This window comes from Chitinophaga arvensicola, from assembly GCF_900110835.1.
GTDB classification, from domain to species: Bacteria; Bacteroidota; Bacteroidia; order Chitinophagales; family Chitinophagaceae; genus Chitinophaga; species Chitinophaga arvensicola.
On the sequence record NZ_FOJG01000002.1, the window covers coordinates 2,824,671 to 2,843,524 of the forward strand.

Here is an 18,854-nt window from a genome sequence, read left to right on the forward strand (position 1 = left end):
TAGCTTGCTTGATGTTTTTTACTTGTTATGCTCAGCATCAATCGAACAACTACCAAATTGCGCCGATTCATATGCAATCAAGATGGGCAAATGAGGTAAGCCCTGAAAATGCACTTAAAGAATATCCTAGGCCACAATTGAAAAGAAATAATTGGCTGAATTTAAACGGGTTATGGGATTACACTATTACAGATTCGACTACTACCTTTCCTAACAAATTCGACGGAAAAATACTTGTTCCGTATCCAATTGAATCCGCTCTTTCGGGCGTACAAAAGCCTTTACTGCCCGAGCAGCGCCTTTGGTACAAAAAAGATATTAAACGGCCTCAAATAAAAACAAGTGACAGGATACTATTAAACTTTGGCGCTGTTGATTGGCAGGCTACTATCTACCTCAATGGCAAACTGGTAGGCGAGCATTCAGGAGGATATCAGAGCTTCTCTTTTGACGTTACTGATTTCTTAAAACCGGGTAATAATGACTTATGGGTGAAGGTTTATGATCCAACCGACCAAGGACCCAATCCTCATGGCAAACAGGTACTTCATCCTGCTAATATATACTATACCCCTTCTAGCGGTATCTGGCAAACTGTATGGTTAGAAACAGTTCCAGCCACACGAATTAATCATTTGAAAGTAACACCGGATATAGATAAATCTGTATTGAATGTAAATATTAACACTATTGGGAATACAGATAATACGATCCTCGAAGTTATAGCATCCGCGAACGGGAAAATAATAAGTACCGGTAGAAAGTCAATTAAAGGAAATGATCATTCAGCTATCGTCAACATTCCTAATGTGAGATTATGGTCTCCAGATGATCCATTCTTATATGATCTTACTATCAGAATATTGAAAAATAACAAACCCATTGATGAAATAAAAAGCTATTTTGGTATGCGCAAAATAGCCATTCAAAAAGATGAAAAAGGAACCGATCGCATATTCCTGAATAATAAATATACTTATAATCTTGGTATCCTGGACCAGGGATTCTGGCCGGAAGGACTCTACACTGCTCCTACAGATGAAGCGTTGGCCTTCGATATTAAATCCATTAAATCACTCGGATTTAATACCATCCGAAAACATATTAAAATTGAACCAGAAAGATGGTACTATCATGCCGATAAAATAGGCATATTAGTTTGGCAAGATTTTGTAAACCCCTCGCAGGACCTTCGCGCTGGATCCAAGCCGGCTTTTGAAAAAGAAGTGCAGGAAACAATGGAGCAATTGCACAATCATCCTAGTATCGTCACTTGGGTGCTGTTCAATGAGCGTTGGGGTTCCTACGATCAACAAAGACTAACTGAATGGGTGAAGAAGAATGATTCCAGTAGAATAGTCAATGGGCATTCCGGGGAACTACTGTATGTAGATAACCAGTTGCGTGAACCAGCAGACAATCCCTGGGTATCCAGTGACATGACAGATGTACACTCATATCCTGAGCCCAGACTGGCGCCGCCAAAACCTAACCAGGCCAGAGTACTGGGTGAGTTTGGAGGTGTAGGGGTACCTGTTCCTGGACACGAATGGGATGACATGCAAGGGTGGGGATATGTGCAGGTGACACCCGCGGAACTGAAGGTAAAGTACGCTCATATGATGCAGGAATTAAAAGAGCTTGAAAAGGCGGGCCTTAGCGCGTCAATATATACGCAACCATTTGATGTAGAAGGTGAGGAAAATGGGTTACTCACTTATGACCGTGCTATTATTAAAATTCCTGTTAATGAGTTGAGAATGCTTAACCGGCCATTCGTAAGCCAAACAAACGGATTTAACCTTGACTCAAGCTTCTCCATTGCTGCAAACATGAATTTAAATGACAATGATAATCGTTATGATGAGTTGATGAATGAATATAATAACGGCAAACGCGATTCTGCACTTTTAAGAAGACTGATACTCATTTCCATTCGCAAAAAGGACCAGGTTAAAACAACGAAATTTAGTAATGATTATGCTGACCTTTTAACTACTCCTTTCTCAAAAGAAAATTTGAGTTTCCTTTCAAAAACAATGTTTACAAGTAAGGACAAGGGTTTTGAATTATTCTTAAAAAATCAGCAAAAGGTGGATGAAGTATTAGGTCCTACTACAGCTATAAGAAACCTGACAAAGATAATAGAGGCTGAGGAAATAACGCCTCTCTATACATCAAAAATTCCTCCTGACTGGGATACCGTTATTTCAAAGTTAAAAAATAAATATGGCGACTTAGGTGAAGAATTTGCTTATGGAAGTGCTATGATTTATTCCGGATTTGGACCGGAACCTAAAGATTGGAAGAACTATGGAAAATATTATGTGTTGTATTTTGAAAAAGCATTGGATCACCCCCTTTATCACATTAACAACATCACTTGGCCCTTATTTGAGCATGTAGAAGACCCAAAAGTATTGACATTTGCTGCACAGGTAATGAAATACGCATTGGCAAACTGGTATCAGGGTGATCCTGAAGCTTGTGACACATACGCTAACTTGCTGCATAAGCTTAAGCAATCAGGAGAAGCCATCAAATGGGAAGAAAAAGCTCTTCAAATGAAAAAAGGTGCACCTGACGAAAAGATCTACGCAGACGCCCTTCAAAAAATGAAATCCGGTCTCCCAACATGGCCACAAAACAACTAACTCATAGTGGGATAAAACCCCCAGCACACGCGGTGTAAGTGGGTGGATGGTTTACACCCCTTACGCACTCATGTAAACGTCGCTAATATTCTTATTGGCGACCTATTTTTCTCAAAATATCACTTATAAAATATTTTCCCAATCTAATAGTACGAAACGCGAAAAGCGCGTGTAGTATATATATAGTTAGCCGTTAAAAGACACGACTTTATGATACAAACCTGATTAAGCCAGATTGAAATAGTTTGTTACTGTCCTATAAAAACCACTTCAGTCGGCCCGGTCAGCAGGCAAAAATAACAGACCTTTTTTAAAGTTTCCTAAAAAACAAATGTTATGGAATCGCCCGAATACAAAGGCTTTTTACCCCGGATCCCATTGAGGATCGAAACAGACGACATGGAATTTATCCCTGCTGAAAACTTACCGGAAGAATACAGCCATCTCCCTATCCTGGCAGCCAAAATTTCATTCCTTAGAAACGAGAATGCAGATGTGATCTGCCAGACGGTGGAATTGGATGATTTTACCATTCGTACCCATGAAGTATATGCCATGGAAAACATCCTCCTGATTCCACACACGAAGAAAGAGATTTTTGCCCTGCATTTTATGGCGGGTGGTGAAATAGCGGCAGAGCTCTCGGATAGTGGGCCTTATATGATGTGCAAAAGGGAAATGGCGCTTTTCAGATTGTTACCCAGCAAGCATAAAGCGATCATGAAACAATGGGAAGTTATGTTCAGCTTTCATATAGACATACTCCCAGAAACACTCGGCAGACTGGCGGCCAAATATCCTGAATTACAGCAGCTGGCCAGTAAAACGCTGAGAGAAGTAAGCGCCCCGGTGAACCAGGATCCTTACGAAATCAACCAGGTTTGTATGAACCTGATCGATGAAATCTGCAACTGCAAGCTGGTAGGACATCAGGCAAAGGTATTTATGCACAGATGCTGCCTGGAACTGTATTTCAATTTCGCAGCCCAGGATAAACTGAGTAGTCAGCCTATGCGGATATTCCCTTTGTATATTACACAGAAGTTACCGGATGCGCTCATCTTCCTGAAACAACATACCGGCGAAGCATTTTCCATGGCTAAAATGGCAGTTACCCTCGACCTCACGATGCAAGAGCTCAGAGAAGCCTTTATTGACAGCTACTTTATGACACCCGAAGCCTACCATCTGCAACAACAGATGCTCCATGCATATAAAATGGCGATGAACGCCACCTGTACTCTTGAAGAAATTGGCAGATCCATCGCAATGAATAATGTCGAAGAATTTATTGTCCTGTTTGAATCCTATTTTAACTGTTCCATCGTCACTATTCGGAATGCTCAATGAAGAGATCGCCCCCCATTTTGATTTTTTAGGTTAGAAATACGCAGGGTTATTCTTAACCCTGCAAACTACTTATCCCTCAAAATACCCTTGCTTTTTGTGGTCAGCGAAAGTTTCCTTAAATTCCTCTTTCGTTTTCACCGCAAAAAGCAAGGGTTATGTCATTTCAGCAACGTACCATCTTTATTACTGGCGCAAGCCGGGGCATAGGCAAAGCCATCGCTTTACGCCTGGCCAGCAAAGGCGCCAATATTGTGATTGCCGCGAAAAGCGTGGAAGAAGACCCTCGGCTGGGAGGTACTATTTACTCTGCTGCCGAAGAAGTAGAAGCTGCTGGCGGTAAAGCGCTGGCGGTGCAGGTAGATATCCGTGAAGAATCACAGATAGCACAGGCCGTGCAGCAGGCCGTAGAAAAATTTGGTGGCATAGACGTAGTGATCAACAATGCTTCCGCTATACAGCTCACCAACACCGAAGATACCGCTGCCAAACGTTTCGACCTGATGTACAATATCAACGTACGTGGCACCTTCCTGGTTACCCAGCATTGTCTTCCTTACCTGAAAAAAGGAAATAATCCGCATATTCTTACTTTATCACCACCCCTGAACCTCGATCCGAGATGGTTCAGCCCACACCTGGCATATACCATCAGTAAATACAATATGAGTATGCTGGCCACCGGCTGGGCAGAAGAGTTAAAGCCGTATAACATTGCCTCCAATGCACTGTGGCCGGCTACTACCATTGCCACTGCGGCGGTGAAGAACCTGCTGGGCGGCGATTCCCTGATCAATAAAAGCCGTACGCCGGAGATCCTGGCAGATGCAGTGGAATACATCCTGCAACAACCGGCTTCCTATAGCGGACATACGTTTATAGATGAAGAAGTGTTACAGGCGGCTGGGATTAGCAATTTTGATAAATATGCTGTAGTGCCAGGCGCTAAACTGCAGAAAGATTTGTTCATTTCATAAAATAAGCCCGGTAAAGGTTACCGGGCTTGTAAATATCTACTCAGGAAATATTACTGGTACATCCGGGCAGATAAATTGCTGATAGATAGACTCCACCTGATCATAGATGTTCATCGGAATTTGCAACCGCATTCCTTCGGTGGTGGTTTTATACAGGGCGTAGCGGATCATTAACCAACAGTCGGAAAGCTGGTCGTTTAACAGTACGTCGAAATCCGTTTGCCTTTCCTGGGCAATCACCTCCCTGAATACCAGGCTGTAATGGGGCCAGTCGCGCTTAATTACGGCATCTTCTGAAAGCTTTAACCAACGGGCCACATAAGGAGCCAGCTCCTCCCATTTCTTCAAACAGATCAATATCGCCAGCAGGGTAAAGGCATATCCGGCGTCATTCGCATCTAAAGTAGTTGCCCTGCGGGCAAACTGTTCTGCCAGATCCAGGCGGGTGTTTAACACATACAGGCGCCAGGCCACGCGATTCAATACCGCTGCGGGAAGATAATTGAAATTGTCATTCAGTTGTTGCTCCATAAACAAGAGCAGGGAAACAGCTGCCGTATGCCGTTGCCGCGCTACCAGGAAGCACAGATAAGAAATTTTGGCCTGTAACAGCTCATAGCTACTCCCCTTTTCTTCGGTGGCCCGCTGGTACCACTGATCAGCAGCGGGGTCATCTGCCAGGCTGTCGGCATAGAGTTCTGCCAGTGCGAGCATAGGAAGCGTGTTAACAGGATGCGTCGCTGAGATAGCGGCCTTATATAATTGCTCCGCAGCACCGTACGCTCCTGTAGCCTTATAGCAATGACCAGCGAGTAATTGAATAAAGGGCACTTGCCGTACGGATTCGGGTACACGCTTATAAATGGAGATAGCCGCTTCATACCGTTGCAGGTGATGATATAATGTATCTATCAGCAGATGACAGGTATTAACACATCCGGGCGCCTTTTCCAGTTGTTGCCCCCACAGTGTAGCGGCCGCGTCATAGTCTTTCACCAGGTAGTAAACGGCCGCCAAATCAGCGAAGGCATCCTGCACCGGGAAGTTGAACCGCTCCGACCATTCCCGGCAATGATTGACCAATGCCACCTCGCTTGTTTGTGACACCACGCCATGTAATACCTGGAGATAGGCCTTTGTCAAAATCTTCGGCTGCGGAAAGTAATCATCTGCCAACGTAAATGCCAGATCAAAATAATGCACGGCAAGCCGCTGCTCTTTTATACGGGTATAACCATAGCCCAATAAGAAATATACCCCGGCCTGCTCCTTCTTTTTGAGGGGAGTGCTTTTCAGCATTTCCAAGTAAATGAGATCTTCTTTTGTCAGGAAATCAGGAGTGCTGTCAGCATCCTTTAATTGCCTTAACAGTACTGGTAAGTCCTTTGGATCTTTATTTTTAAGACGTTCAGTCATAAAAGTTGTTTGTGGAAAAACTATGACCAATATCAGTCGAGGCGGTATCTATACCATTCCGATAATGCTATTATCACTTTCTATTTCATGCTTTAGATCTGCTTTGAGTAACTCAATAACTTGAGGAATAGCAGGTTTAATTTTTGCCAAAGTAGTACTCGTCATATTTTTCACTTCCCTCTTTCGTTCTTCATTTACTTTATCCTTGAAGTGCCACCGCATTATCTTACTATCAATAGATGATAGGTATATCCGCTGCCGCTTTATGTTATATTGCCCAAGTGGAACCAATAAATCATCAAAGCGCCTATCATTTCTACAAAAAAAATGAGCAAAAATAGTTAGTGTCATCAAGATTTTTTCCGGCCTTTCCTCAAGGCCTGGCTGGCTCAACAGTTGCTCCATTCTTTCTAAAAAAGGCAAAGAAAAGTGCCTTATTACACCTATTGGATCTTGTTCTATTAAAAGTGTAAAAAAATTGTCTTTATATGTCAGGCTAAAAGTATCATAGTGTAAAAATTGTTGTAACAACTTTTTGTAGACATTGTTCTTTTGTCTCGGCTCCAGATTGGTTACGTAAAGACTTGAAAAGTATTCCTGTAACGACCGGTGCGGAAATACATAGTCGACACCTTCTTTGTACAGAATGCAAATCGCAATCTGTAGATCGTCAATCAAATGTTCATTTTCAAACTGGAGATTCTTCTTTGTTTCTTTGATCGTATTCAATACACTTTCCAGATAGGCCGGATCAAATACAAATACCTCACTAAAAAAAGTAATAAAAGAAAACAACTTAAGTACCTGCTCAAATTGCTCTTTACTCAAACCCGATTTTTTCTCCCGGTCATAAGACAGTTTGGACATGCTGTCATGCAAGTGGAACAAAGAATCAAATACCTGTTTATAGAACGCACTGCGTTTTGGAGGCACTGTAGAATAAGTCTGAAATGTTAAAATAAACATGGTGAGTAGTAAAGGATTACTAAGGAACGTGGCGTAAGATCGCCTGTCCGCTGTGTTGATCCCGTCCATAATACGCTCTACAATCTCTTTCTCATTAATAGAAATTTGCTTTCTAACAAACTGCTCAATTTCTTCCTGAGATAGTTTACATACTTCAAAATTTGAAAAATCTGCCAGCAGTTCTATATTAGTGTAAGGCCGGGAAGTTAATAAATATAAATTATTTGGATAAATGCGGGTAAAATCGCTAATATCCTTGGTGACACCCTCTTTTACACTGGAACTTAACTCATCATAACCATCAAAGAAAAATAAAAAATCGCCGGAATGAAGTAATCTCTTTGTTACTTTTTGATCAACAGATAACTGTTCCAAGCCAAATATTTCTTCTTCAATATATTTATGCAGACTGCCGTTGTACTTATTTAAATACCTCAGTTCAATTCTTATTGGAATCTTAAAGGCTTCCTGAATACAGTTAATCAATAAATATTTTACAATGGTGCTTTTCCCACTACCGGCCGTGCCCAGAATAGTAATGGCCCTTGTATGCTTAAATAACTCTTTGACAGAATTAGTAGGTATTTTCTGATAGCGACTCGAAGTATTAGATGGCCGGATAAATAACGGCTGGTAAAAATCCAACAACTTCACCGGCTCCACCCGATGCAGGATCGTTTTAGTACGATAACTTCTGTTATACTCCGCCACCTGGTACTCCAGCAACCTGTTGGAAATCACCTGGGCTACCTCTCTATCCACAAAACGCCACAGTTTTTCAATGGGTCCTTTTAACAAATCATTAATTACTTCTATCATAGTTGATCTTTGCGATTGGTTTGGTGCTATAATAATGAGCCGCTACAACGCACCACCAAGGTTAACCGGTTTGGTGCAGGTCACTTTTTTATTCGAAGGTGGCACAGCGTCTTACTACAATGGATTCATTGAGAAGCGACATCAAAATAAATACACAGGCGGGAGAATCAACGTACTAATATGATAATAAAATCCAGGGGTTAACAATCGTTCACTTTTTTTGATACGCATAACTTCCCGAAGAAGTCGTCACCGGCTCCCGGTTTATCACGCGCAACACATATTCTCCCGAACCCGTTTCCATCACATACCTTCCGGATTTATAGCCCTTTTCTACGGGCACGGCTACACCGTTCAGTGTAATATCAGAAGTAGATTCAGCGGGTACATAAATAGTGGCATGTGTATTACCCGGTATCCGCACTTTCAGGGTAAACACGTTATCTTCTTTTTTCCAGTCGCTGATAATCTCTCCGTAGGGAGATATATAACTCGCTTTGGCAAAGGTCACATCTCCTACCGGTTCCGGGCGGATCACCATATATTGAAAGGCCACGCTGTTCGGGGCAGGCCGGATACCTGCCAGGCCGCTGTAAAACCATTCCATCAGATGCCCCAGCATAAAATGGTTATTGGAGGCATCGCGGTAGCCCTGCCAGGATTCGGTGAGGGCAGTAGCGCCTTTGGCCAGCTGTAAGCCATAGCCGGGTACATCACTGCGACTGTTCATATCAAAGATCACATCAGAACGGCCTTCATCGTCGAGTACACGGAGCAGGTAACGGTAGCCGATATCGCCGGCAGTGATGCCATTGTTATGCGCACGGATATCAGCAACGATATTTTCCACCACATCTCCCTTATACACAGAATCGGTTAACTGCATATATACCGACATGGCATTGGCGGTTTGACTTCCCGTTGCATACTGTTTGCTGCTATCGTTAAAGAAGGTACGGTTATAACTTTGTTTAACGGCCTCGCTGAGGGCGTAATACTTTTGGGCATCAGCGGTTTTTCCCAGCAGTGTGGCTACTTTGGAGAGAATACTGAGATCGTAGTAATACATCGCGGTAGCGGTAATCCCTTTAGGGGTGAGCTGTGCTTCACCGGGGAATTTCGGACCAATGTCGTACCAGTCGCCCAGACCGTGAGAGAGGATATGGTGATTGGATTTTTGTTCCAGGTAGTTCACGTAGCGGATCATCATCGGGTAACTTTCTTCCAGCACCGATTTATCGCCATACCACTGGTACATATACCAGGGCAGGATAATGCCATTGCTGCCCCATTCCGGCGAATCACGGAAGCCATCGTCGAAGTGTACGTACTCCGGGGCGATGTCCGGAATAAGACCGGTTTCTGTTTGTGCATGGATCATATCGCGCACTACCTTCCGGCACAGTGCTGCGATATCGTAGTTGTAACGGATAGAGCTGCCTACCAGGTGCGCTTCTTCCAGCCAGCCAAGTTTTTCGCGGTGGGGGCAATCGGTGAGTACGCTGGCGGTATTACTGCGAATGGCCCAGTCGATGAGCCGGAATGTTTTATTAAATAACTCATTCGAGCAGCTGAACTGCCCGATGGTAGCGGCGGCGTTACGTGTATGCAAACTGTACATCGATTGTATTTCCGGCAAACCGTTGTGGGTACCGGCGGGTGCGGCGCCATCTACCTGGATATACCGGAAACCGTAGTACATAAATTGTGGTTGCCAGGATTCTATGCTGTCGCCTTTGAGGGTGTAGTTGAAATAAACGGGGCTACCTACGGCCGACTGATCAGCCATGCCTTTATCGGTGAGCAATTCTGCGGGGGTAATTTTTACCACCGTGCCTTTCTTCCCTTTCAGGGAGATGGCGGGAATAGCAGATGCATTCTGCCCCATGTCATACACCCAGGTAGCAGGACCGGTTTGTGTGATCTTTACAGGGGTAAAACGGTCAAATATCTTAAGGGGAGCCGCTGTTTGTGCATTCAGTTGGGGCGGTCCATTCACGGCTACCGCATTTTTCCAGGCAGCATCATCAAAGGAAGGTTGGTCCCATCCGGGTTGTTCGAGGGTAGCATTGTAATCTTCTCCCCCGTAGATGCTGGAAAAAGTAATCGGACCGGCGGCGGTTTTCCAGCTGCTGTCGCTCACAATATTCTCTGTGCTGCCATCTTTATATTGCAGGTGCAGGCGACAAATGAGTTGTGGATAACCGAAGGCGCTGGTGAGTTTGCGGTAACGGCTACCGGGTATATAAAAGAAGCCGTTGCCCAGCATCACGCCCAGGGCATTGCGTCCTGTTTGCAATTGCTCTGTCACATCAAAAGTAACATACAGGGCATGTTGATCATATTTTGTCCAGCCGGGATCGAGGAAGTGATCACCTGTTTTTTTTCCGTTGAGATGTAAATCAAATTGTCCCAGTCCGCTGATATAAACGGTGGCCTTTTGCAGTGGCTTGCGGATATCGAACGTTTTCCGGAGAAGTGGCAGCACATCATTGCGGTCTTTATACCGGGGATCGTTGTCGTTGGTAATAGCGGGTACAATGCGGGCGGCATCGGGCATCTTTTCATAGCCGATCCATTGGGCGGCCTGCCAGTCGCCCGGGGTCAACAATCCCGTATGCCACCTCGCGGTTTCACTCCAGGCAGAGGGGTTGCCTTGCTGATCCCATACCATTACTTTCCAATAGTAAGTAGTAGCGGGTTGCAATGCCGGACCATGGTAACGTACCTGCAACGACTGATCTGAAAGGACTTTCCGGGAATCCCACAGCAGGCCTTTGTTCTTTTCCAGCGCGCGTGGGTTATCGGCTACCAGGATGCGGTAGGCCGTTTGGCGGATACCTGTTCCTTTGCCCTGGAGCTGCCAGCTGAGCGCGGGTTGTGGTGCATCGATGCCGATGGGGTTTTCCTGGTAATCGCATAACAGGTGTTGCAGGCCAACGGATTGCGCAGCAACAGCCGGGGAAATTCCCAGCCATAACAACAATAGCCATGATTTCATCATCATCATACACTGTTTTGAGGTCAGATATCCACCAGTGCTTTGATCACCGCATTACTGGGATCCAGCAGGGAGGGGAATACGTTTTTTACGTCCCCGAATTTAATACGATTCGTCACATATTTCTCCGGAAAAATAGTTCCTTCCCTGATACAACGGATCACCTGTTCAAAATCTGCGCGGGTGGCATTCCGGCTGCTCATGAGGGTAGTTTCTCTTTTATGGAATTCCGGATGGGAAAACTGTAGTAGTTCTTTTTGTAGTCCGATCAGTACATAACGTCCCCCATGGGCCAGGTAATGAATGCCGTTGTTGATGGCTTTCTGGCTGCCGGTGGCATCTATTACCACCACGGGTAAGTCGCCTCCGGTAATTTGCCGGAGTTGCCCTTCTACATCGGTGGCGGCATTGATCGTATAAGGAATGTCCAGTACCTGGCGGGCAAACTGTAAGCGGCTGTCCTGTATATCGGTGGCAATTACCCGGGCGCCGGCAATACGGGCCAGTTCCATAGCCGCCAACCCGATAGGACCGGCGCCCATTATTAATACAAATTCGCCGGGTTGTACAGCTGCGCGGCGGATGCCATGGGCACTGATGGCCAGGGGTTCCACGAGTGCCAGCTGATCAGCGCTCAGTCCTTCGCCATGCACCAGCAGGCGCTCCGGTACGGACAGGTATTCGCTCATGCCGCCATCTTTATGCACCCCCAGTACTGCGATATTTTCACAGCAGTTGGGTTTACCATTACGGCAGGCGATGCAATGGCCACAGTTTTCGTAGGGGATTACTGTTACCAGGTCGCCGGGCTGAAACCCGGTAACCTCTAATGCATCCAGGGCCACTATTTCGGCGGCGAGCTCATGTCCCAGGATCCGGGGATAATTAAAGTAAGGTTGTGTGCCTTCAAAGGCGTGCAGGTCGGTGCCGCAGATCCCTATTTTCCGGATACGGATAATAGCATGACCGGGCAAAAGCGGCGGCATGGGCCGCAGTCCGTATTCAAAGTTACCGGGAGTGGTACAGATGAGTGTTTTCACTACAATTAATTTAAAAAAAATATCCGATCCGTCCGTTTTTATTTTCCCGGCGGTGATAAAATAGCAAGGTTCAAAGAAAAGGGGTTGCGGGAGATATTTATCGTAGCATCTTATCCGGGTTATACGATATATTATCCGGTTTCTCTTTATATGATAAAAAAGAGAGGTCACATCACATGTTTGTCATACAGACATTTATTGGAATACTATCTACCAATAGTCCTTCCATAACTTTATTCATCGTTGGAAAACATAATCGTCTCCTCCGGTAAGGGTGCACAATACATGAATTTGTTGGGGAATCCCATGCGCAAAACTGACAGTCGAAGTTTGATTACAACCTTCACGGGATGGCAAAAATATCAGTTTCTTACCTGATATCCTCGCAGGCAAGTCCCATATTCCACCTACATAATAATTCCCTAAATACTGGTTTTTGTCATTGAAAACCAGTATCCGGCAGGATGCGCGCTGTGAGTTTTCAAATAAACCAAAAAGGAACACAGCATTCAGGAATCTGAGTGTTTTACCTTTCTTTGTTTTAATGTGCCCAAGGTATTTTAGTTGTGTGGCATGATCATTTTCCTTAAACAGGAATTCTTTTCCAATAATCCCTTTATGCAAAACCTGTTGCCGGGAATCCCGCTGTGCATGAACGGTAGTATTCAGACAAGATAACAGGATGATAACGGGAAACATTTTCCGCATATTCATTGTTTTTTCCTGATTAATCGACTGCTACCTTCGGATGTATCCATTTCAAATACATATGTCTTACCCGACTTAGGAGCAAAAAATAATTTGGCATACTTCTTTTTCTCCAGGTTGTAAATACGTAAAATATTAAATCTATGCAGCAGCCATGATTTTTCAAGTTTTATTTCAAAATTTGTCATTTCACTTTCCCCTCCGGAATACTCATAATGGTCAAATAATAAAAGAATCGTTTTTATATCTTCACTCATTAACCTGTCATAATCTGATAACTCCATCGACAAATTACCAGGATAATATCCTGCCTTGATGACATATTCTTGTGTTGCTGACACAGCTTTTATATGTACCTGGGCAAGAGATCCAACGCTGATTTCTTCATCTATTACAATAATCAGGTCAAGGTTTTTCTTTACTTGCTGAGCCGATGCAACTAAAAAAGATAAGCTCATTAATAAAATGCAAGAAATATTTTTCATAAGGTATATTAATAACATGAAATGGGCATCAGGAATAATGTTTCCGGTAATCCAGGTCTGCATCTAGCAGCCACTCTAAAAAGCGCAGCATCGGGTCGTTGGTCATTAGCATGTACTGCATATGTACCGGTACCACAAATTCGGGTATCAATCCGTGACCGCTATTGCTGCCATAAGGATTGATGATATAATTGGTAGTAGAAATAAAACACTGTATGCCGGTATTGGGCAAGGTAAATTCAAACGGGTTCCCACTAATGATATAGGTATTTCCTCCGGTTTCTTCTCCTGCAAAAATAGCAGCGGTGTTCTTTTCCAGGCATGCGCTCACGATAGCAGCACTGGAAAAAGTGCCCCCATTAACGAGGACAAATAATCTTCCGGTAAAATGCCCGGATACAGGAGTAATCATCTCCTTTTTCTTTCCGTTATATAGCCAGACGGACGGCTGTTTCAAAAGGTATCCCAACAAATAACGGCCCGGCGCAAAGTCGCCGCCCTGGTTATTGCGTAAATCAAGCACCAGGTCCTTTATTCCACGTTGCTGGATCAGGTGAAAAAAGCTGTCTATGGTGGTGTTAAAATCCTGGTGATAACGGGCGGCCAGCAGTGAGGAATCAAAGGTTGGGACAGTCAGCATAGCGGCCGTTGGCTTTGAAGGGAAAGCGGCCAGCGTAATCCCCGCAGATGAATGACTTGCCCGGATCTTTTCACTGGACACTGCTGCCACCGTATGCGTACTTATCACTCCGCTGGTATCTCTTACGGTTAACAAAAACTCAGTTGGTTGACCAAAAGTGAAGCTATAATAAGCGGAGAAATAATGTCTTAAGATCCATATGGGATAGGTCTGATTGCTTCCATCCCTCACCATGCGTCTGATAAGCTGGGTAAGTACCTCCCGGGCAGACTGATGATTGATAGCAAGAATTTCATCGCCGGCATGCAACGAATCATTTCCTGAATAATTTGCCAGGATATAGAGTTGTCCGCTATCAGGAAATACCTGCAAAGGCAGGAATTTCCCCTGGATACGATTAAAATTAATTGCGGCCTTTCCGGGCAGGAACATGGTATGCCCATCCCTTATCTTTTCATTCAGCAATGAAATATGACTGAGAAATGCCTGCTGGGTCATGGGATGAGTGATTACTTTCTCCAGGCTATCCAGAAATACCTTCATTTCTTTTTTAGACGTGTAGCGGTAAAGCGCAGGATGTAGTTTTTTCAGTCGTTGCTTCAGAAAATGGAAATCTGCTTTCAGGGATGCTGTAGCATATAATGTGTCAGCATCCTGTGGTACCGGGCGCGCCAACAGGTAAAGTGGAAAGAACAGCAACAGACAGGTACGGGTAAGCATAGCTGTAATTTACAAAACAAGTACTAATATTTTCTGAACGATTACTACTATTCAGGAAACTGAAAATAGCTTTACTATCCCTACAAGGAGAATGACTTCACTCCCCGCACATCAAATCGCTTTTCAACACAATCATACAAAAATTCAATATTGCTTCCTCCACTGTTAATGTAATGCAATCCCTTTGATGTCTTCACCACATCGAAGGGAATAATTGCTATACTGAATTTACCATCCTCTACATTCAGGGGCACTATTCTGATAAGATTGATGGTATCCTTCTTTTTTAATCTGTCTTCGATATCCGTCCAGCCCAGCAATTCAATCCTGAAAACACCCATCTGTGGGGGAATGCTTTTAGTGGTAGTCGTATTCTCTTCTATCAGCACCGTTTGTTTTTGGGCTGTTGGATATTGTCCAAAGTAAGCTTTCAGTGCCTGGTAATAGATATTAGTGGAGTCTTTCTCCCTGGTATTCCAGGCATTTTGGCCGGAAGACAGGGAAGCGGCCAGTAATAATAGGGATGTTATAAAATACTTTTTTTTCATAGATCAGATACTGACTGAATAACGTATGATGTCACCAATTATTTGATGCTGGCGATGGTAACCAGCACATTCTTTTTCTCCTTTTTTCTCAATGCCTGATTGGTACTGATATTATACGCTTTACCTTTTTCTGCTAGCAAAAACCAGTTCAGCGCTGGAATGGTATTATTTGAATGTATTTCCAATCTGATAAAAAGTTCATCATTAGGAAATTCTTTATTATGAATGATCCGGCTTAAGCGGGCTTCATCGATACTTATTTCCCTGGCAAATTCTTTTTGTTTCTTCTGAATTGCCCTGATATAAGCGGATAAGAAATAACCAAAATGCAAGGTGCCCTGGTATTCGAGCGACTTAATCACTCGTTCCATCTGATATTTGACTTGCAATAAATCCGCCCGGAGATGATCTTTTTTTGTCATCTTATTCCATAGATCCATCCGGTAACTGACAAGTTCATTGTCTGCAGCGGCTTTTTCTTCTTCTGAAAGACCATGGGGATAGATGTTATCTATGGAGAGTACTGCTGCTTTATCTATTTTCTTTCTCATAGTTAATCGTTTTCCAGATATTCAATTATCAGATTTCTGGCAGATTCTCCTGCTATAGCAAGATGCCTTCCCACAATCTCAAAATGACACTTCGCGATATATGAAATAGTTTCCTAAAGTTATGTAACTTTAGGAAAACAATCAATTAATTGACGTATATCATCAATTAATCAAACACAATCATATTATACCAGCGAAAAAACTGGAACAATACTTTCAGTAAGAAAATGGGAAAGGTCTTGTGTAGATCAGGCCTCACATCTGCTGGTAGTCAACTATTATACACGTTCTTCGGAACACTTGTACTAAATAAAATAAAAGTATGGCCATCTTTAAACAACAAAAAAGAGCCGTCATCTCTGACAGCTCTCTCAAAAAAATTTCTCCGTAAAAACTACATTTCTCTCACCCAGATATTCCGGAAGCTCAGTGGCTCGCTCTTGTCGCCATGTGCCTGCAGCTTGATAGGGCTTGGTCCATGTGCCTGGCGGTAAGCTGCCTGGCCGATGTATTGGGTAGGTCCTTTCAGTTCATAACCATTCTGTACCACCACACCGTTAAAGATCACCGTTACTTTTGCGGGAGATGTCAGCGCACCATCGCTTCCGAATACGGGCGCTGTCCAGATCACATCATAAGTATTCCACTCTCCTGGTTTCAGGGTGGGGTTAGCCAGTGGTACGGATTGCTTGTAGATGCTACCCGCCTGACCATTGGTATATGTTTTATTATTATAGGAATCCAGTACCTGTAATTCGTAACCGGCATCCCCTTTACCGATGGAAGCGAGGAATACACCGCTGTTGCCACGGCCCTGGCCTGTACCGGTGATATTGGCCGGAACGCGCCATTCGATATGCAGCTGGTAATTGGTAAAGGATTTCTTGGTTTCGATGTTACCTGTCTTTTTATTAACGGTCAGGATACCTTTATTAACGAGCCATTCAGCCGGTTTATCACGGTTGTCGGTCATCACCCACTGATCCAGGTTGCTGCCATCAAATAATACGATCGCGTCAGATGGCGCTTCTCCACACTTTTTCCCTGGTTTCACTTCCGGTGGCACCGGGGTATACACTTCTGTATCTTCAGGTTTTGCTTTTTCCTGGGCCTGGGCGGCACAAAATCCTCCTGCCAGCAGCATGGTAAATAAGAATTTTCTTTTCATAATCAATATTTAACTGGAACTAATTTATGGGTCAAAAATGTAACCGGCAACACAATAATATATAAAATAGTATCCGTAAGCAAGCATTTTTATGTCGGCGGTACCCCGGTTGGTAACATACAGTTAACACTAAAAAACATTCTTTGCGCTTCATCAATATGTGCGGTCGATCAAAATGAAACGTTTTTTTATTGCTATTGTATTATGCTTACTGCTCCTGCCGGGGATGTGGAGCTGCGCCCAGGATACCCTGCAAATGCAGCTGGAGGCTGCCGGGAAGCTGAGCCAGGAGTCGCCTGATGCGGCCTTTCTGGCCCTGCGCCGGATGCATGACCTCGCCATCAGTAACCAGGACGAGGTGACTGCCGGCAAATGCCTGCAACAGATGGGAAAAGTGTGCTTTATCCTTGGCCACTACGCCAAATCGCTCGATTATTACCAGCAGGCAGCCAATATTTTCACGGCCGGTGGCCATAAAGCCGAAGAAGCAGCCGTACTCAATGATATGGGGCAACTGTATTACCGGAATATCAATAAAAAAGGAGCCAAAGCCCAATATGATAAAGCCCTGCAACGCTACCGGCAGGTAAACGATAAGGCCGGCATGGCCGCTACCTATGGCTACATCGGCCATTATTATGAGAAACAACAGCAATACGATAGCGCCGGCTACTTCCAGCAACTGGCCCTGACCCAATACCAGAGCGCCAACGATACCTTCGGCATGGCCGGTATCTATGAAAACCTGGGAACCATTCACGAGGATCTCGCCAGCTACGATACCGCCCTGACCTATTTCCGTACCGCCCTGCAACTGTACGACTCGCGCCACGACCGGATCGCCGCTATGGAGGTACTGAACAATATCGGGGATGTACTCCGCAAAACCGGTGATATCAAAGGCAGTATGCCCTATTCCCGCGAAGCACTGGCCATTGCCCGGCAAACCAACAATAAATACCAGGAAGCCGCCGCCTGTAAAGATATTGCCAAAGCTTTTAATTTGATGGGCCGCAACGACAGTGCCTATTATTATATGGAGTACAGCCGGAAATGCCTGCTGGAGATCTATTCTGCCCAGAATAACCAGCAAATGAATTTCCTCCAGATCCTTTACGATACCAACAAAAAGAACGACGAAATACTGCAGCTGGAGAACAGCCATAAAATGAACCGCATCATTTACACGGCGGTGGTGATTGTGATCGTATTGCTCGTCATCCTCTGCCTGCTCACCATCTCGCGCCAGAAGCTGAAAATCAGCCAGGCCCAGACCGTATCAGAAAGAAATGCGGAAATAAACCGGGTGCAACGCGACCAGCTGGAACTCAAAAGCAAACAACTGGCCACCCATACCCTCGATGTCATCCAGCGCAACCAGTTCCTCGATGAACTACGCAATACCCTCTCCGAAATGGTACAGGAAGATAAACGGGACCAGAAAAAACAACTGCAGCAACTGGTGCTGAAAATAAACCAGAACGTAAATCATGAGAAACAATGGAAAGAATTTACCGGCATCTTCGAACAGGTACACCAGGTATTCTTCGATAAACTCAATGCACTTTACAGCGATCTGACCAACAATGATATCAAATTACTGGCCCTCCATAAAATGAATATGGACTCAAAAGATATGGCCACTATACTGGGGATCTCCCCCGATAGTTTACGGGTGGCCCGGTACCGCCTGCGCAAAAAACTGAACATCGCGGAGGGCGATACACTCAACACTTTTGTACAGGGACTGTAAGGCTTAATATTCCGGTAATATTGCCGTAACATAATGGTAATGGCGGTTTTTGTTACAAACA

At 44.3% G+C, this 18,854-nt stretch carries 13 protein-coding genes; 4 read left to right on the forward strand and 9 right to left on the reverse strand.

Going from position 1 to position 18,854, the window contains the following annotated elements; genetic code table 11:
- The first annotated feature begins 71 nt into the window (after window positions 1–71).
- The 3 genes from BMW79_RS28515 (at window position 72) to BMW79_RS28525 (ending at window position 4,978) form a co-directional block, all read left to right on the forward strand.
- Entirely contained in the window at window positions 72–2,654 is a 2,583-nt protein-coding gene (locus BMW79_RS28515) for a glycoside hydrolase family 2 protein (RefSeq protein ID WP_218150472.1), read from the forward strand.
- A gap of 336 nt (window positions 2,655–2,990) precedes the next feature.
- Window positions 2,991–4,004 (forward strand): helix-turn-helix transcriptional regulator, encoded by a 1,014-nt coding sequence (locus BMW79_RS28520; protein WP_089901379.1) that lies wholly within the window; start codon window positions 2,991–2,993, stop codon window positions 4,002–4,004.
- 155 nt (window positions 4,005–4,159) lie between these two features.
- Complete coding sequence (locus BMW79_RS28525) at window positions 4,160–4,978, forward strand: SDR family oxidoreductase (RefSeq protein ID WP_089901382.1); 819 nt, start codon at window positions 4,160–4,162, stop codon at window positions 4,976–4,978.
- A 36-nt stretch (window positions 4,979–5,014) separates the two neighbouring features.
- Here the strand turns inward: BMW79_RS28525 and BMW79_RS28530 are convergent, their stop codons facing one another.
- From BMW79_RS28530 to BMW79_RS28575, 9 genes are all read right to left on the reverse strand, one after another.
- A complete protein-coding gene (locus tag BMW79_RS28530) occupies window positions 5,015–6,394 on the reverse strand; it encodes a tetratricopeptide repeat protein (RefSeq protein WP_089901385.1) in 1,380 nt (459 codons plus the stop codon).
- Window positions 6,395–6,442: 48 nt separating this feature from the next.
- Window positions 6,443–8,179 carry an NACHT domain-containing protein gene (locus tag BMW79_RS28535; RefSeq protein ID WP_089901388.1) on the reverse strand — a complete coding sequence of 579 codons (1,737 nt, stop codon included), beginning with the start codon at window positions 8,177–8,179 and terminating at the stop codon, window positions 6,443–6,445.
- Window positions 8,180–8,390: 211 nt separating this feature from the next.
- The gene (locus BMW79_RS28540) at window positions 8,391–11,186 is read right to left on the reverse strand and encodes a family 78 glycoside hydrolase catalytic domain (RefSeq protein WP_245752705.1); all 2,796 of its coding nucleotides are present in this window, start codon (window positions 11,184–11,186) and stop codon (window positions 8,391–8,393) included.
- Window positions 11,187–11,203: 17 nt separating this feature from the next.
- The gene (locus BMW79_RS28545) at window positions 11,204–12,220 is read right to left on the reverse strand and encodes a zinc-binding alcohol dehydrogenase family protein (RefSeq protein ID WP_089904371.1); all 1,017 of its coding nucleotides are present in this window, start codon (window positions 12,218–12,220) and stop codon (window positions 11,204–11,206) included.
- Between the two features lie 710 nt (window positions 12,221–12,930).
- The gene (locus BMW79_RS28555) at window positions 12,931–13,413 is read right to left on the reverse strand and encodes a hypothetical protein (RefSeq protein ID WP_143059292.1); all 483 of its coding nucleotides are present in this window, start codon (window positions 13,411–13,413) and stop codon (window positions 12,931–12,933) included.
- A 28-nt stretch (window positions 13,414–13,441) separates the two neighbouring features.
- Window positions 13,442–14,773 carry a S41 family peptidase gene (locus BMW79_RS28560; RefSeq protein WP_089901396.1) on the reverse strand — a complete coding sequence of 444 codons (1,332 nt, stop codon included), beginning with the start codon at window positions 14,771–14,773 and terminating at the stop codon, window positions 13,442–13,444.
- An 80-nt stretch (window positions 14,774–14,853) separates the two neighbouring features.
- On the reverse strand, window positions 14,854–15,321 hold the full coding sequence (locus BMW79_RS28565; RefSeq protein ID WP_089901400.1) for a hypothetical protein: 468 nt from the start codon (window positions 15,319–15,321) through the stop codon (window positions 14,854–14,856).
- Between the two features lie 38 nt (window positions 15,322–15,359).
- Window positions 15,360–15,872 (reverse strand): hypothetical protein, encoded by a 513-nt coding sequence (locus BMW79_RS28570; protein WP_089901403.1) that lies wholly within the window; start codon window positions 15,870–15,872, stop codon window positions 15,360–15,362.
- 394 nt (window positions 15,873–16,266) lie between these two features.
- The gene (locus BMW79_RS28575) at window positions 16,267–17,040 is read right to left on the reverse strand and encodes a 3-keto-disaccharide hydrolase (protein WP_089901406.1); all 774 of its coding nucleotides are present in this window, start codon (window positions 17,038–17,040) and stop codon (window positions 16,267–16,269) included.
- Between the two features lie 175 nt (window positions 17,041–17,215).
- On the opposite strand from BMW79_RS28575, the gene BMW79_RS28580 reads away from it, so the two are divergent.
- Complete coding sequence (locus BMW79_RS28580; protein ID WP_089901409.1) at window positions 17,216–18,793, forward strand: tetratricopeptide repeat protein; 1,578 nt, start codon at window positions 17,216–17,218, stop codon at window positions 18,791–18,793.
- Window positions 18,794–18,854 lie beyond the last annotated feature (61 nt).

Coding starts and splice junctions, on each gene's coding strand:
- BMW79_RS28580 (WP_089901409.1), top strand. CDS start 17,216: ATGAAACGTTTTTTTATTGCTATTGTATTATGCTTACTGCTCCTGCCG.
- BMW79_RS28520 (WP_089901379.1), top strand. CDS start 2,991: ATGGAATCGCCCGAATACAAAGGCTTTTTACCCCGGATCCCATTGAGG.
- BMW79_RS28570 (WP_089901403.1), bottom strand. CDS start 15,872: ATGAGAAAGAAAATAGATAAAGCAGCAGTACTCTCCATAGATAACATC.
- BMW79_RS28525 (WP_089901382.1), top strand. CDS start 4,160: ATGTCATTTCAGCAACGTACCATCTTTATTACTGGCGCAAGCCGGGGC.
- BMW79_RS28515 (WP_218150472.1), top strand. CDS start 72: ATGCAATCAAGATGGGCAAATGAGGTAAGCCCTGAAAATGCACTTAAA.
- BMW79_RS28530 (WP_089901385.1), bottom strand. CDS start 6,394: ATGACTGAACGTCTTAAAAATAAAGATCCAAAGGACTTACCAGTACTG.
- BMW79_RS28540 (WP_245752705.1), bottom strand. CDS start 11,186: ATGATGATGAAATCATGGCTATTGTTGTTATGGCTGGGAATTTCCCCG.
- BMW79_RS28560 (WP_089901396.1), bottom strand. CDS start 14,773: ATGCTTACCCGTACCTGTCTGTTGCTGTTCTTTCCACTTTACCTGTTG.
- BMW79_RS28535 (WP_089901388.1), bottom strand. CDS start 8,179: ATGATAGAAGTAATTAATGATTTGTTAAAAGGACCCATTGAAAAACTG.
- BMW79_RS28575 (WP_089901406.1), bottom strand. CDS start 17,040: ATGAAAAGAAAATTCTTATTTACCATGCTGCTGGCAGGAGGATTTTGT.
- BMW79_RS28565 (WP_089901400.1), bottom strand. CDS start 15,321: ATGAAAAAAAAGTATTTTATAACATCCCTATTATTACTGGCCGCTTCC.
- BMW79_RS28555 (WP_143059292.1), bottom strand. CDS start 13,413: ATGAAAAATATTTCTTGCATTTTATTAATGAGCTTATCTTTTTTAGTT.